Here is a 15,669-nt window from a genome sequence, read left to right as displayed (position 1 = left end):
GACCTCGTTTCCAAGGCTTATCCCAAAGTACAGGGCAGATTGCCCACGTGTTACTCACCCGTTCGCCACTAATCCACCCGAAGGCTTCATCGTTCGACTTGCATGTGTTAAGCACGCCGCCAGCGTTCGTCCTGAGCCAGGATCAAACTCTCCAACAATGTCTTCGAATTCAATCGAGGCAATTTACTGCTCTCAAAGGAACCTCAAAACGAGGTTCAAATATAAGCTCTACTGGCTTAGTTCACTAGCACACTGTTGAGTTCTCAAGCAACACACCGAGGATCGCATCAGGTTTCCCTGACCTTATCCCGAGCGAATTGTTTTCTAGCAAGTTTTGTGAGACACCCACTCTACCACCTCGCGGTGGGAGCTTGGTTCGTGTCCCGGCGGCCACCCGGTTTCCCTGGCGACTTGGAGAACTTTACATGGCTGATCAGTGCCCAAAACAGGGGGGTACCTTAACTGCGTTTCCCCAGGTCAGCGGCCTGATTTGGCGGCAAACCAGGCATCCGGCTCCGGTGGGGTCCACACGATCCCCGCGAAGCGGGCTGCGCGAGCCTCGGATCCCACGGCGGTTCGGTGGCACGGCCGACGGATCCACCGCCCGCATCGAGCCTCATGCGTCGACCTCGTCCGGCCTCAGGTCGACGCCGTCCCAGACGAAGCGCACCGTGGTGACCGCGTTGTCCCCGTCGCCTCCGGTGATCAGCTTGTGGATGGCTATGCCGTCGAGCTCGCGGTAGTCGCACCACTCGTGGTCCGAGGTGAGCAAGAGATCGAGATCCAGCGAGGACAGCAACCCGAAGATCTGCCCGCGGTTCGCGGTGTCCACCCCGACGAACACCTCGTCGAGCAGGATGATCCTCGGCGCTTCCAGCACGGCCTGATAGTGCGCGGCGACCGCCGCGAACAGCGGCAGGTGCAGCGCGATGGCCTTCTCACCACCGGAAAGGGCGCCGTGCAGCTTCTTGGTCAGCAGCTGCCAGCCGACCCCGTTCGCCCTGTCGATCTCGACGACGAACTGGTGCCAGCTCGTGTAGTCGAAGACCTGGGCGAGCTGCTGCTCCCAGCTGGTCGCGGTGTCGTCGGCCTTCGCCTCTTCGATGCGGTCGCGGAAGAACCCGTGCAGCGACTCGCGATCGGAGTCGGTGAGCAGGTCTGGGTCCTTGAGCAGCAGCTCCCGGGCCGTGCGGGTGCCGGCAGGCAGGTCTTCGCGTACCTGCCAGACCAGCCGGACGGCCACCTTCGACGCGGTCCTGACCTGCTCGAGCCGCCCGTTCATGGCGTCGACCAGCGCGGTCGCCTGCCTGATCCTCGCGGCGAGATGACGGCGGGTGTCCCCGGTCAACGTCTTGTCGAACAACTCGCCCTCGGCGCCGGTGAGGTCGACGCGACCGCGGTCCGCTTCCGCACGCAGCAGGTCGAGCAGTTCGGCGGCCCCGACCCGCAGGCCGTTGACCGTCGCGCTGAACACGCCGACATCGCCGTCGGTCTCCAGCGCCAGATCGGCGCGGTCGCTCAGGATCTCGCGGCACTCGTAGACGATCTCGTTCAGCCGATGCAACGCGTCGCCGAGGTTCTTTTGGGCGTGCGGGATGTTCGGCCACTTCAGGGCCACCGCGTCCGCTGCGGCCAGCGCGTCCCCCGACGTGGGCGGCTTGATGCCGGCGTCCTCCGGGAAACTGCCCGACATGAGATGCCGGAGCCTGGCCGCGGTCCGGTCCTGATGCTCCGTCGCCTGCTTCTGGAGTTCCGCGTCGATGGTCCGCTGGTTGTCGAGAGAACCCAGCCGCGTCGCGAGCTCACGCAACTCCAGGTTGAGGTTCTTCTCCTGAACGTCGAGCTCCGCCGATTCCTCCCGAAGCCCGGTCAGCTCGCGGAGAAGTTGCTGGTAGTCGCGGCCGAGCGCGCTCTCGACCGCCTCCGCCTTTTCGATCAGCCCGTTCGCGAAGCGCTCGGCGTCGAGCGCGTACCCGCCTGCTTCGTCCGCGGCCTGTTCCGACCGTCGCGCCTGCTCGGCGTACTCGTCGGCCAGCGAGCGGGCGGACCGCGACTCCCCCTCGGCGTCCAGCCAGTTGTCCGCGAGGTCCCGGAATCCGTCGACGGCGACCGTGACGGCGTCAAGCCCATCGGACTCCGTCGGCAGGCCGTTCTCCGCCGCCTTCATGGTCAGTGTCCTGAGCGCCTCGGCGACGGCTTGCTCGTGCTTCGCGAGGTGCTCCAGTAGCCGTCCGACCGCGCGATCCGCCGAGGTCACGGCCGATTCGGCCAGGTTCAGCGCGCTCGTGGCGGCGTCGACCTCCTCGTGCTGCGGACGGCCTGCCAGCTCACTGGCCAGGCGCTCGCGCCGCCGCTCCATCGTCTTGAGCTCGCCATCCAGCCTGGCGATCTCGTTGTCGAGCTCCCCGACCCGGATCGCCAGCTCGGCCAGTTTCCGCTGCCGGGTCTTCTCCCTGGCGACCGCGCCGATATGCGTGGCCTGCGGCTTCGCCCAGCTGCCGCTCGCGTTGGCCAGCCGCCACCAGCCGTCGGCGCCGATGGCCACCTCATGCCTGCCAGGCACCCGCTCGCCGTACGCGATCCCGGCCAGCAGTCGTTCGATCACCTCGGCGTCGACCCCGGCACCCGGCACCGGGCGCAGCACGGCCAGCAGCGATTCCCCCTCCTTGACGACCGGGAATTCGGCGTCGAGGAAGGTGTCGTGCCCGTCGACCTCGATCCCGCCGTGCGACGGCACCCAGGCGTCGAGCAGGCCGCTCGCCTCGAGCGCGGCCTCGATGCCCGCTTGGGCGTCCTCGGGCACCGCGTCGGCGAAGGCGACCAGCTTCCAGAACGGCGCACCGTCCATTGTGGACCTGTCGGTGGTGCGGGCGCGGGGCGCTTCGGGTGGGAGCTCGCCTGCGGATTCGAGCGTCTTGCTCTCCGAGACCAGCTCGGCCCGGCTCTCCACCAGGCGTGCCCGCTCGGCGACGAGCGTCGTGTCCCGAACGGTGATGTCGTAGCGCACCCGGTTCGCCGTCGCGTTGACCAGCTTCGAGACCGCGGGCTCGGATTCAGCGAGCGCGGTCAGCGACTCGACCTCGGCGAACGTCAGCTCCGTGCAGCCATCAGCCCACTCACGCAACCGCTTGGCCTGCGCTTCGATCGCGGACTTGGCCGACTGGGCGAGTTCTTCGCGCTTCTCGACGGTCCTCGCCAGCTCCGCGCGAGCCTGCTCGACGCTCTCCTCGGAACCGCGACGGCGATCGAGCGCCAGCTCATGCGAGCGGACGGCCTCACGCACTTCGCGCAGCTGGTCATGACGGCTGCGCACCGCCGCGCGCAACAGCTTCCGCACACCGGACGACCCTGACGGCAGCACCGACCGCATCTCTGCCCAGACGCCGGCGAGCTGCGCGCGCTCCCCCGCGCGCGCTGCCTCCCGGCTCGCCTCTGTCGCGAGCCCGGCGAGCCGAGTGGCGACGCTTTCGGCCTCGGCCGCGCGCGCCGCGTCCGCCGAACAGACCTCGAGCTTCGCTTCGGCGCCGGCGCGTTTCGCGGTGGCTTCGGCCAGCGCGGACCTGGCTCGCTCGCGAAGTTCGTCCAGCTCACGGCCTTGTTTGTAGCTCTCGCTCTCGACCAGGCCATCGATCCGCGCCCGGATGAGGCCGCCGCGTTCGACGAGCACTTCGAGCCGCTGCTCGGCCTCCCTGTTCACGGCGACGGCCTCGTCGTACTTCGCGGCGGACTCGCTCGCGACGCCACTCAGCCTAGTCAGCTCGGAGCTGGCCGAGATCAGGTTCGCCGCCGCCGCGCGCAGCACGCGCATGGCGTAGCTGCGCTGCTGGGTCGCCAGCCTGCGCGCCGCATCAACCTCGGCGTCGACCAGCCTCAGCTGCTCACGCTGACGGTCGAGCCGCTCGAAGCCTTCGGCGAGCTCGGCCACCTCGCCCTCACCGAGCGGCGGCAGCGCGTGCGAAAGCAGCGTCGACAGCAGCGCCGGATCGAGGCGTTGCGACAGTTTCGGCTGGCGCAGCTGCAACAGCGCGGTGATCAACGCGTCGTAGCGCGGCTCGGTGAGGCCTGGGAACAGCTTGAGGCGCACGGCCGTCCGGTACGCGGCGGAGCTGGGATGCACCTCTCCGCGCGGACCGATCGCCTCGGCGAGCGCGGCACTTGTCAGCGGCTGGCCCGAGTCCGTGACCAGCGACAGGTCGACGCCGACGCGCTGGGTGGTGGTGAAGTAGTCGACATGCACGGTCTTGGTGTGCGTGCTCGCCTGCAGCCGCGCGCCGCAGGTGAACCAGTAGTCGCCGAGCGCGAATTCGAGCCAGACGTAGCCGACCCGCGTGCTGCCGTCCGCGCCCTCGCCCATGAGGTTCCAGTGCATGGTCCGCTCGCCGGTGCCGAACGTGGACAGCCGGTTCGCGCGCAGGCTGGCGTCGAACAGGAACGGGAGCAGCAGCTCGAGCGCCTTGGACTTGCCGGTGCCGTTCGGCCCGTGCAGCAGCAACCGTCCTTTGTGGAATTCGAAGATCTCGTCGTAGTAGCGCCAGACGTTGAGGATGCCCGCGCGGGTGGGCGCCCACCTGGGCGTTCCGACGGCTCGCAGTGTCATGACGCCTCCGCCGACTTGACTTCCGTGACCGCGTACCGCGAAGCCGCAGGCAACGCGACGACGACCTCGCCGGAGCGCCGCACCAGCCCGAACTCGTCGAGCACGGCGAGCGCGTCGTGCACCAGCTGCTCGCGACCGTCCTCGCCGCGATAGGCCTTGGCCCAGCGCGGGAACTCGCCGAGCAAGCGATCGGCCTCGGCACTGAGCTGCTCGGGCACCACACCACCTTTCGACGCGGTGATCAGGTCCAGCAGCAGCAAGGCCGCGACCTTGGCGTTGCTGGAGTCATCGGGGAACATTCCGTCCGTGGCCAGGCCGTCCGGGTCGACCAGCAGCACACCCTCGGCGCGCTCTTCCAGCACGAAACCGCCCTGCTCCGCGGCGCGGCGGATCAGCTGTCTGCCGGCGGGCGAGGTCAGGTAGGCCAGCTCGCCAGGTGACAGATCCGCGCGGTAGACGACCGGATCGTCGACGAGCCTCCGGAAGATCGAGTGCCGCACCCACAGGCCGCGTTGCACATCCGACGCTCCGTCGACGGCGTGGGCGGCTTCGGGTGCTTCGCCATAGCGGCGTTCGCGGCGAAGCGCGGAGAGCAGCTCCTCGAACCGGACGGCGACTTCCTCACCGGGCACCGCGAACTGCGAAGGCCCGTTCGGCGCCGCCAGCAAGCGCATGACCAGCGTCGCGTCTACGCGGTAGAGCGCCTTCGCCGTCGCGCTGCCGACGAACGACTCCGTTTCGCCGTCCGCGACTTCGAGCGCGCCGAACGACTCCAGCATGCGCAGCACATCGACGTACGCCATACGCTCCGCGCGCTGGGAGGTGTCGAAGGTGTCGATCAACGGGTCGGTGAGCGTCGCCTGGGTGACTCTGTCGGCGAGGAGCCCGATCGTGGTCACCGGCGTGGCCAGCAGCTCGGCCGCCACCAGGCACAGCAGCGTGTAGCGGCGGCGGTCGAACGGCGCGTTGCCCGACCGCTCGCGGCGGGCGGGACGGCTGGCGTCGGCGCGGGCGCGGACCTTCATCAGCCGCGCGTAGCCGAGCCGTGGCTCGATCACCAGCGACCAGCCGCAGTAGTAGTCGAACCACTTCGCGATCGGTTCACGCCTGCGCCGCACCAGGTCGAACGTCTCCGGCGCGATCCGCGCGCTGATCAGCGGGGACGCGAGCAGCAGCCGGATGCCGCGCGCGACGTCCTCGCGCTCGGCCAGCACCAGCTGGTTCGCCAAGTTGCTCACGAGCGGCCTCCCGTGACCCGGATGTCGACCAGGAAATCAGGTCCGGCGAACCTACCCCGAGGGGTGGTCAGCACGGCGCCGCGGGAATCGGGTGGTTGCCGCAAGATCAGCTCGACCTTGCCGTCGCTGGTGGCGCCGCGGCGCACACCGGTCGAATCCGGCGAAGCCGACAAAGCCCGGCCGAGCATGTCCAGCAGCCGCTGGAACAGGACATGATCGAGCTCGCCGAAAGCGGACAGCCGGACCTCGCCGTCGGTCGCGAGCCTGCGCCAGGCCTCCTGCAGTTCCGCACGCTCGGCGCGGGCCCGCTCGGCTCGCGCGGCCTTGATGGCGCTGACATCGCGGACCTTGCCGGCGCGGGTGAACCGCTCCGTCCGGCCGGAACTGCGCAGCAGCGCCGACACCTCGACCGGCGGCGCGTCCGCCCAGGCCGTGTTGGCGGGAACCAGTTCTGGATCGAGATGGCCGAGATGCGCGTGGCGCGCCGAGCCCATGCCGAACGCCGTCGACCAGAGCCGGTGCAGATCGGCTTCGGCTGGCGCGGCGGCGAACCACCTTGCCAGCTCACGGAAATCGGCGGCCGCGCTGCTGGCACGCCGCCGGGATTCGCTGATCCTGTCCAATACCTGCAGCAGGGTGACGATCGCCCGGCGCGCGACCGTGTGCAGCTGCTCGACCCGCGCGGGGCCGCCGTCCGCGGGCTTGAACCAGGCGAGCAGGCTTTCCCAGTGCGTCCGGCGGTGCTCGAGCCAGTCCGCTCGGGCCGCCTCTCCCGCTGTCGGCGGCAGATCCGCGCCGGCCAGCGCGCGACGATGGAGCCGCTCGGCGTCGATACGCCCGACCCGCGCGGCGATCATGTGCGTGCGCTGGTCGAGATTGGTCAAGAACTCTTCGAGGTAGGTGATCGTCGCGCCCTTGACCTCGTGGAACGTGGCCAGGTCGGCGCCTTCCGCGCGCAGCAGCCGTTGCAGCTCGCCGTTGAACCGCTTGGCGTTGTCGCGCAACGCTTCGAGATGACCTTCGAGCTCCATCAACGTGGTGAAGACGCGGCGATCCGACGAATCGTCGAGTGCCACGGCGAGTCCTTCGAGCCTGACAGCGATCGCATCCAGCACCGCCGTCTGCAACGCGCCGGACGAGCTCAGCGCGCCGAGCGCGTGCCGCACGCCCGCGAACGCCGCCGCACCCTGCCTGCTCAGCGAATACCGCAGGTTCCGGCGCTCGTATTCGCTCGCCGTGCGGTAGTTCTCGGCTTGGTTCTGCACGACGTCGAGCAGCTTCCAGTTCCGCAGCTGCTCCAGCGCCCTGGCCAGGTCGTCGTCCTCGATCGCGCCGAACCAGCCGACCGAACGCAGCCTGTCGCGGACGTCGTCCAGCCCGAGCGCGGTCTCCATCCGCTCACCGGCCTCGCTGAACGCGTGCAGGATCGCGGTGTACAACTCGGCGCGATCGCCTTGCGTGAAACGGAACATGTCCGTTGGTACGCCGTCCATGATCCCCTTCCTCGCTGTCGGCGGTCCTCTGCTTTCCGACACCGTACGGGTGGTCACCGACAGAAATGAGCCCGGCGACTACCGTGGTCAAGCGATGGAACCCGAAGAACCGTTGGTCGGCCTCCTCACCAAGCTGAGCCGCGCCGAGCTGGCCGAGCTGCTCGGCAACCGCCCGGACGCGCTCGAAGCGCCCTGGCCTCGACGGATGTCCGACCTCGCCGATCGGCTGTGCCAGCCGGAGTCGGTGGAACTCGCGGTCGCCTCGGTCACCGCGCCGGAGCTACAAGTGCTGTCGGCGATCCAGCTGAGGGTTGCGCTGGGTGACCATGACGGCGTCGAGGTCTCGGCGGTCGCCGAGTTTCTCGGCACCACGTACCGCGAGATCGAAGCGGTCGTCGCCATGCTCGCCCGTCGCGCGCTGGTGTGGATCGAATACGGCGTGATCCAGGTGCCGGAGGTGCTGCAGGTCGTCGGTTACCGGCGCTTCCGGCTCGGCACGCCGCTGGCGCAGCTGCTGTCTTCGATCACCGTCGAGTACCTCAAGGCCAAATCCGCCACCCTCGGCCTGCCGACGCGAGGAACCAGGCAGGACCAGCTGGACGGCCTCCTGGGTTACCTGCGCGACGGCGCGCGCGTGCGCGACCTGGTCTCCGTCGCGCCGGACGGGGCCGCCGAGCTGCTGGCCAAGTTCGTCTGGGAAGACGCCGACGTCCAGCTCGGGCACTACATCCAGCACACGCACTACGCGCAGCTGGACAGCCCGACCCACCGTGAGACCCCGGTGACCTGGGCCGTCGACCGTGGCCTGCTCTACCCGACCTACAGCGGCACGGTGACCATGCCGGTCGAAATCGTGCTGGCACTGCGCGGCCGTGACTACCACCTGCCGTTCACGCCGGACCCACCGCCGGTGGCGCTCTGCCCGGTCGCGCCGGAACGGGTCGCGGCCGAGTCCTCGGCGGCGGCGCTGCGGCTGCTCGACCGGGTCATCACCGTGGTCGGCTCGTCGGCCGTCGAACCGATCCCGCTGATCAAGACCGGCCGGGTCGGCGCGCGGACGATCGCCAAGCTGGCGAAGGATCTCGGCGCCGACCCCGACGAGATCAAGGTCGCGCTCGACCTCGCGGGCGCGGCGGGGCTGATGACACTCGAGATCGCGACCGTTCCGGAAGTGCGGGGACGCTCGCGTCGCCCGGCGCCCAAGCCACCCGAGTTCCTGCACCCGAGCGACGACTTCAGCCGGTTCCGCGAGCTCGGCGCGGCCGAGCAGCTGGCGCGGCTGCTGCGCGCCTGGTGGGAGTTCCCGTTCGTGTCGACCGCAGACGAGAAGGCGATCCGCGCGTCGGTCGGCGAAGATCCCAACGAGGTCCATGAGCTGGTCCGGCAGCTCACCGTCCGCCTGCTCGCCGGCCTCGAGCCGGGCACCGGGCTGATCGACCCCGAGCAGTTCGCCGCGCTCGCCGCCTGGCACCTGCCGTCGATCGACGGCGAGGCACTGCGCGTGCTGGTCGCCGCGGCGCTGACCGAGGCCAGGATCGTCGGCGTATCGGCGTCCTACGCGGCGAGCGAACTGGCGTTCGCCCTGCTCACGGGCGGTCTCGAGCAGGCGGCCGATACCGCCGTGTCGGGTGCGTGCGGGTCGGCCCTGTTCGGCACCGATCTGACGGCGATCGTCACCGGGCCGCCGAGCACGGAGCTGGCCAATCTGCTCGACCGCGTCGCCGATCGCGAGACCCAGGGTTCGGCGTCGACCTGGCGTTTCAGCCCTGCGAGCGTCCGGCGCGCGTACGACAACGGCGCGTCGATCGACGACCTGCTCGAAACCCTCCGCGGGGTGGCGCGCGGCGACCTGCCGCAGCCGCTGACGTACCTGTTCAACGACGTCGCGCGGCGGCACGGCGAGGTCGGCGTGACGGACGTCGGCTGCGTCGTGGTCGGCGAGGATCCGGCGTTGCTGGCCGAGATCGCCGCACACCGCAAGCTGGTCAAACTCGGCCTGCGCGCGGTCGCGCCCACCGTGCTGACGTCCACTGTGGACGCTTTGGCGACCTTGGCCGCCCTGCGGGACAGCGGTTACGCGCCGGTGCACCGGGCGGAGGACGGGACGGTGGTCATCCGGGAGGAGCACATCGCCCCGCCGCCGGACCCCGACGCCCTGCCGAAGCACGTCCCCGACGCCGTCGAGCCCGAAGACCCGTTCGCGCACGCCGACCGGCTGCTCGCGGCGTCGAACCGGCCGCCGAAACCGCTGAAGCGGGGCGCGCTGATGAACGTGTTCCCCGGCAAGCGCGACGCCGAGTGGAGGCGGCTGATCTGGCAGCTGGAGTCGGGTTTCCCGGTGACCATCGGATATCAGGGCGAGAAACTGGTGATCAGCAACCCCGAGCTTGACGGCGAGTTCCTCGACGTGTGGCTGCCGAAGCACCGCGAATACCGGCGGCTGGACTTGAAGCTGATCGTCCCGACGTAACCTGGAGTCATGCCGATCCACGTCCTGCTCGTCGACGACCACGAAGTGGTGCGCCGCGGGCTGCGGGAACTGCTCGGCGACGAGTCCGACATCGAGGTCGTCGCCGAGGCGGGGAGCGTGGACGAGGCGCTGGCCGTGGCGTTGCACGTCGAGCCGGATGTGGCCGTGGTCGATGTGCGGCTCGGTGACGGCGACGGGGTCGCGCTGTGCCGTGAGCTGCGGTCGAAGCCGAATCCGCCGTACTGCCTGATGCTCACCGCGTTCGACGACGAAGAGGCCATGGTCGGCGCGATCATGGCGGGCGCGTCGGGGTACTTGCTGAAGCAGGTGCGTGGCCAGGACGTCGTGACGGCCGTGCGCGAGGTCGCTGCCGGGCGGTCGTTGCTCGACCCGGTGAGCACCGCTCACATCCTCGACCGGATGCGCAATCCCGGCGATGAGCTCGACGCACTGACCGAGCGGGAGCGTGAGGTGCTCGTGCTGATCGGCGAGGGGCTGTCGAACCGTGAGATCGCGGAACGGATGTTCCTCGCGGAGAAGACGGTCAAGAACTACGTGACCTCGGTGCTCGCCAAGCTCGGGATGCAGCGACGGACGCAGGCCGCGGCCTGGATTGCGCGGCGCGGCGACTGAGTTTCAGCTCAGCGGGAGATCGAACGCGACGAGCGTGCCCATGCTGGGTGAGGAGTTGAGCGAGAACTGGCCGCCCGCCGTTTCGGCGCGTTCGGCGAGGTGGCGCAGGCCGCGCGTGGCGACACCTTGGGGAACGCCGGATCCGTTGTCGCGGACGCGGAGTTTCACGCCTTCGGTGTCGCGGGTGAGGGTGACCCTGGTTTCGCTGGCGCCGGAATGTCTGACCACATTGGACAGTGCCTCGCGGAGCGCGGCGCGGACGTGGTCGGCCCGCTCGGCCGGGATGTCGGCGAATTCGCCGGAAAGTTCGAGGGTGGGCGGGAAACCGAGCAGCTCGCCCGCGATGCGGACCTCGCCGCGGACGGACTCGGCCAGATCGGTGGTCTCGGGCTCGGGATCCGGTGAGCGCAGGGCGCGTACCGTGCCTCGGATCTCTTCGATGGTCTGGTCGAGCTGGTCGATGGCCTCGCCGAGGCGGGCGCCGTCGGCCTGGGCGAAGCGTTTGCGCATACGTTTGCGGACGCGGTCGAGTTGCATGCCCGCGCCGTAAAGGCGCTGGATGATGACGTCGTGGAGTTCGCGGGCAATGCGCTCGCGTTCTTGGTACAGCGTGACGCGGTGGCGGGCGTTGGCGCCCTCGGCGAGCGCGAGTACGACGCCCGCCTGGGCGGCGAAGGCGGTCAGCACCTCGATGGTGGCCGGGGAAAACGGGTCGGCGCCGTGCGGGCGGTAGACCGTCAGCGCGCCGAGCACGCGGCCGCTCGCGCCGAACGGGGCCGCCGCGAAGGGGCCGAAACGCTTGAGTTCGTCGGGGACGAACGGCGCCGTGCGGGGATCGGTGGTGAAGTCGTCGGTCACGATCGTCTCGCCGCCGCGTGCGACGCGGCCCGCCGCGGAATCCGCCGGGAGGAGCAGGCCGCGGATGTCGGCACTGCCCGCTTCGACGATGACGCCGTCTTCGGTGCGGACCATGATCAGGCCGAGTTCGGCTTCGGCCAGTTCGGCGGCGCGGCGGACGACCGTTTCGAGCACCGCGCCCGGGTCGTCGCCGGACAGCGCGGTGGTGGTGATTTCGGTGGCGGCGGACAGTGCGCGCGCGGCGAGTGTCGGGTCCATGAGCTGGGTCAACATTAGACGACCTGGCCGGCGCGGACCTCCCAGACGAGGTCAGCGTCATCCGCTTCGTCGGCGTGGTGGGTGACCTGGATGACCGTGTGGCCGTCGAGCGCGCGCCGGAGGTTGGCGCGCAGCTTGCGCGCGGTCGGCTCGTCGAGGTGTGCGGTGGGTTCGTCGAGGAGCACGACGTCGGCGTCCGGGGCCGCGAGCAGCGCGCGAGCGAGCGCGACGCGCTGGGCTTCGCCGCCGGAGAGGCCGGTTCCGCCGCTGCCGAGCAGGCGTTCGAGTGCGATGTCGGGCAGAACGGCCAGGTCGAGTGCCTCGCGGAGTTGCTCGTCGGTGGCCGTGGGGTCGCCGAGCCGGAGGTTTTCGGCGACCGTGGTGGCGACGAGCTGCGGCTCCTGCGGCGCCCACGCCACGCGGTGCGTGACGGCGAGCCTGGCGAGCAGTGTCGACTTCCCGGCTCCCGACGGTCCGACGACGGCGACGTACTTGCCTTGCGGGAGCTCGATTTCCATGAGTTCGAGTGGGGGCTCGGCCGGGATTTCGAGGCGGGCGTGTGCTTGGCGCAGCTCGTCCCAATGCTGGGCGACGGGCGGGAGCATGACGAGGACTTCGGCGAGCGCGAGCGGGACGAGTGCCACGATCGGCGCTTCGACGCCGGGGGCGGCGATGAAAGTGCAGATGACCGCCGCGGCGCCCATGGCCAGTGCGATGAGTGCTTCGGCCGCTCCCGCTCCGAACGCCTGGCGTCGCGCGCTGGCGGCGAGTGTGGCATCGGCTTCGGCGAGTTCGCGGCGTCGAAGGCGGTCCGCGCCGAACGCCATCAGCTCGGCCGAGGATTCGAAGAGGCCGAGCAGTCGCGTGGTCACCAGGCGGCGGCCGGTGGCGAGCGCGAACGTCGAGTTCCGTTCGAGCTTGAGCGCGAGTGCGGGAGCCGCGAGTCCACCGATGAGCGCGGCGACGGTGAGCACGAGACCTGCCGCCGGGAGGATCGCGGTCTGGACGGCGACCGCGCCCGCGACGACCAGCGCCGCGATGAGCGGCGGAGTAAGCGTGCGCGGCAGCAGATCGCGGACGGTGTCGACGTCGTCGACCAGCCGCTGGCGGCCTTCGGCGGCGTCGATGCGGCTGAGTTTGAGCCAGGTGCGCACGCGCAGGCGGCCCGCGATGCGGAAGGCCGCGTCGTGCGTGACCAGGCGTTCCCAGTAGCGCAGGGTGGCGCGGCCGAGTCCGAACGCGCGGACGCCGACGATCGCGACCGTCAGGGTGAGCATCGGCGGCTGGAGCGAGGCTTTGGCGATCAGCCAGGCCGAGGTCGCCGTCAGCGCTATTCCGGCCAGCAGCGCCAGTGAACCCAGCGCCGCTCCGGCGAGCAGGTGGCCGTCGATGAGCTCGCGGAGGCTGGGTTTCGTGCGGTTCGCGGTCTGGCGGCGGATCGGCGGCGCCGCGCCAGCCGGAACCTCGACGGGTTTCGTGCGGTCATGTGCGGCGATGACGACGGCGGCGCCCGCGTCCGCCGCGGCCTGGACGGCGATCATCACCTCGGCGGTGTGCCCGGCGTCGAGATGCGCGGTCGGCTCGTCGAGCAGCAGCAGCCAGGCGCCGTTGCGGACGCGGACGAGCGCGCGTGCGACGGCGACGCGCTGGCGTTCACCGATGGAGAGTTCGCTGACTTGGCGGTCCAGGAAATCGTCGAGGCCGAGCGGGACGTCGGTGAACTCGCCCGCGAGTTCGAGTTCGCCGCGCACCGTGCCGCCGGTGAAGCGCGGCGACTGCGGGACCCAGGCGATCTCCTTGCGCCAGGCGACGCGGTCGAAGCCGGCCAGCGCGTGGCCGTCGACGGTGATCGTGCCGTCCGTCGGCTGGACGAATCCGAGCAGCGCGGCCAAGGTAGTCGACTTCCCGGCGCCGCTCGGCGCGCGGAGCCAGGCGATCTCGCCAGGCCGCACGGTGAACGACTCGCCCTCACGGTCTCCCACGCGCAGGCCGTCGACGCGGACCAGGCCTTTCGACGGCTTCGTGGTGCCCTCGGCAGGCGCGGGCTCGTCGAGGATTTCGGTGACGCGGCGAACGGCTTCGACGCCGTCTTCGCTGGCGTGGAAGGCCGCGCCGACCGAACGCAGCGGCTGGTAGCACTCGGGAACCAGGATGAGCACGCCCAGCCCGATCGCGAGCGACAGATCGCCCGACACGAGCCGCACGCCGATGACGACGGCGACCACCGCGACCGACAGCGTGGCCGCGAGTTCAAGCACGAATGCCGAGGCGAAGGCGGTCTTGAGCGTCTGGACCGTGGCGCGGCGATGGCGGTCCGACACCCGGCGCACGGTCTCGGCCTGCGCTTCCGCGCGCCGGAACGCGGCGAGCACGGGGAGTGCGCGGACGAGTTCGAGCAGCGTCGCGGACAACGCGTGCGCGGCGTCGGTCGCCTTCGGGACGCGGTCGGCGGTGTACTTGCCGACCAGGATCGCGAACATCGGCAGCAGCGGCACGGTCACCACGAGGATCACTGCGGACGGCCAGTCGGCGAACAGCACCGCGGCGCCGGCGCCGAGCGGCACGACCGCGGCCGTGACCAGCGCGGGCAGGTAGGTGGTGAAGTAGGCATCGAGCGCGTCGAGCCCCTTGGTGGTCAACGTGGTCAGCTCGGCGGTGCCATGACGCTGGATCCACTCCGGGCCGAGGCGCAGCGCGTGGTCGACGGCCTTGGCGCGCAGCTCCTCCTTGGCGCCGGCGGCCGCGCGGGCGCTGACGACCTTGGTCGCCCAGCTGATGCCCGCCCGTCCGATGACCGTGGCGGCGAGGAACGCCAGGTTGTCCGGGCGTCCATTGTGGACCAATTGGGCGAGCGCGTCGGCGAGCAGGAATGCCTGCGCGACGAGCAATCCGGCGTTGACCAGCGCGAGCGCGCCGGTCGCCGCCAGCGCGCGCTTCGGGATGATCATGACGGGATGTGCGCGGTGGACAGCCGCTTGCGGAACACCCAGTAGGTCCAGCCCTGGTAGATGAGCACGGCGGGCGCACCGAACGCGGAGACCCAGGTCATCACTTCGAGCGTGTACGGGCTCGAGGCCGCCTTGGCGACGGTCAGGGTGTTGGCCGGATCGCCGGTCGACGGGAGGACCGCCGGGAACAGCGCGCCGAACATCGTCACGGCCGTCGCGACCATGAGTAGGCCGAGCGCGGCGAACGCCTGGCCGTCACGGTCGCTTCGCAGTCGCCACCAGGCGATCGGTGCCGCGACGAGCGCGATGACGAGCGGGATGACCGTCCAGGCTTCGCCTTCGCGTACCTGGATCAGCACCAGGAACGCGAGGAGCGGGAGCAGAGCGGGGAACAGTCGCAGCGCGGTCTTCTTGGCGCGTTCGCGGAAGTCGCCGCTGGTCTTGAGCGCGAGGAAGGTCGCGCCGTGCACGAGCGAGAAGCCGACGATGGCGAGCGCGCCGAGCAGCGTGTCCCAGCGGATCGCCTCGAACGGCGAGCCGATGCGGTTGCCGTTGGCGTCGAGCGGGAGGCCGAGGACCGTGGTCGCGAGCAGCAGCCCGACGCCGAGCGGCGGCACCCAGGAGCCGAAGACAATCAGTTTGTCGAAAGCTGCGCGCCACTTGGCGGAGTCGACCTTGCCGCGGTACTCGAACGCGACGCCGCGGCCGATGAGCGCCAGCACGATCAGGAGGATCACCAGGTAGCTGCCCGAAAGCAGCGAGGCGTACCAGCCGGGGAACGCGGCGAAGGTGGCCGCGACCGCGACGATCAGCCAGACCTCGTTGCCGTCCCAGACCGGGCCGATCGTGTTGATCATCAGGCGGCGTTCGGTGTTGTCCCTGCTGAGGAACGGCAGGAGCATGCCGACGCCGAAGTCGAAGCCCTCGAGGAAGAGGTAGCCCAGCCAGAAGAGGGCGATGACGCAGAACCACAGCGTTTCGAGGCTCATGCCGCGTCCTTTCGTTGTTCTCCGCGGTGTTCTCCGCGCTGGGACTGTGGGCGCCCCCGATGGGCCCACAGTCCCGCTGCGTCGCCAATACCACGGCCGACTGACACTTCCGGGCGAATCCGGCCCGGCACCCCGGAGTTATCCACAATGGGGATGGTTGTCCACAGATCACCTGTGGACAGCCG

General features: G+C 70.0%; 8 protein-coding genes and 1 rRNA gene. 2 read left to right on the top strand and 7 right to left on the bottom strand.

Annotated elements, in window-relative coordinates:
* The 4 genes from BLV57_RS13730 to BLV57_RS13715 all read right to left on the bottom strand — a co-directional run.
* Positions 1-158 (bottom strand): 16S ribosomal RNA (locus BLV57_RS13730); the annotation flags it as partial.
* A 458-nt stretch (positions 159-616) separates the two neighbouring features.
* On the bottom strand, positions 617-4,597 hold the full coding sequence (locus BLV57_RS13725; RefSeq protein WP_091289006.1) for a TIGR02680 family protein: 3,981 nt from the start codon (positions 4,595-4,597) through the stop codon (positions 617-619).
* Entirely contained in the window at positions 4,594-5,835 is a 1,242-nt protein-coding gene (locus BLV57_RS13720; protein WP_091289005.1) for a TIGR02678 family protein, read from the bottom strand. Before BLV57_RS13720 ends, BLV57_RS13725 begins: the two co-directional genes overlap by 4 nt.
* Positions 5,832-7,328 (bottom strand): TIGR02677 family protein, encoded by a 1,497-nt coding sequence (locus tag BLV57_RS13715; RefSeq protein WP_091289004.1) that lies wholly within the window; start codon positions 7,326-7,328, stop codon positions 5,832-5,834. Before BLV57_RS13715 ends, BLV57_RS13720 begins: the two co-directional genes overlap by 4 nt.
* A gap of 94 nt (positions 7,329-7,422) precedes the next feature.
* On the opposite strand from BLV57_RS13715, the gene BLV57_RS13710 reads away from it, so the two are divergent.
* Both BLV57_RS13710 and BLV57_RS13705 read left to right on the top strand, forming a co-directional pair.
* A complete protein-coding gene (locus BLV57_RS13710; RefSeq protein WP_143047052.1) occupies positions 7,423-9,798 on the top strand; it encodes a helicase-associated domain-containing protein in 2,376 nt (791 codons plus the stop codon).
* A gap of 9 nt (positions 9,799-9,807) precedes the next feature.
* Positions 9,808-10,431, top strand: coding sequence for a response regulator (locus BLV57_RS13705; protein WP_091289002.1), 624 nt, complete (start codon positions 9,808-9,810; stop codon positions 10,429-10,431).
* A gap of 3 nt (positions 10,432-10,434) precedes the next feature.
* Here BLV57_RS13705 and BLV57_RS13700 read toward each other — a convergent pair whose 3' ends face one another.
* The 3 genes from BLV57_RS13700 to cydB are packed head-to-tail and all read right to left on the bottom strand — an operon-like array spanning position 10,435 to position 15,484.
* Positions 10,435-11,547: a GAF domain-containing sensor histidine kinase gene (locus BLV57_RS13700; RefSeq protein WP_091289140.1), complete on the bottom strand. Its 1,113-nt coding sequence runs from the start codon at positions 11,545-11,547 to the stop codon at positions 10,435-10,437.
* Positions 11,548-11,561: 14 nt separating this feature from the next.
* On the bottom strand, positions 11,562-14,495 hold the full coding sequence (gene cydD, locus BLV57_RS13695; protein WP_091289001.1) for a thiol reductant ABC exporter subunit CydD: 2,934 nt from the start codon (positions 14,493-14,495) through the stop codon (positions 11,562-11,564).
* Positions 14,492-15,484 (bottom strand): cytochrome d ubiquinol oxidase subunit II, encoded by a 993-nt coding sequence (gene cydB / locus BLV57_RS13690; RefSeq protein ID WP_091289000.1) that lies wholly within the window; start codon positions 15,482-15,484, stop codon positions 14,492-14,494. Before cydB ends, cydD begins: the two co-directional genes overlap by 4 nt.
* Positions 15,485-15,669 lie beyond the last annotated feature (185 nt).

The organism is Amycolatopsis xylanica (assembly GCF_900107045.1).
In the GTDB taxonomy this organism is placed as follows: domain Bacteria; phylum Actinomycetota; class Actinomycetes; order Mycobacteriales; family Pseudonocardiaceae; genus Amycolatopsis; species Amycolatopsis xylanica.
Note: the sequence above shows the minus strand (reverse complement) of the source record. Positions and strands in the feature narration are given on the sequence as shown.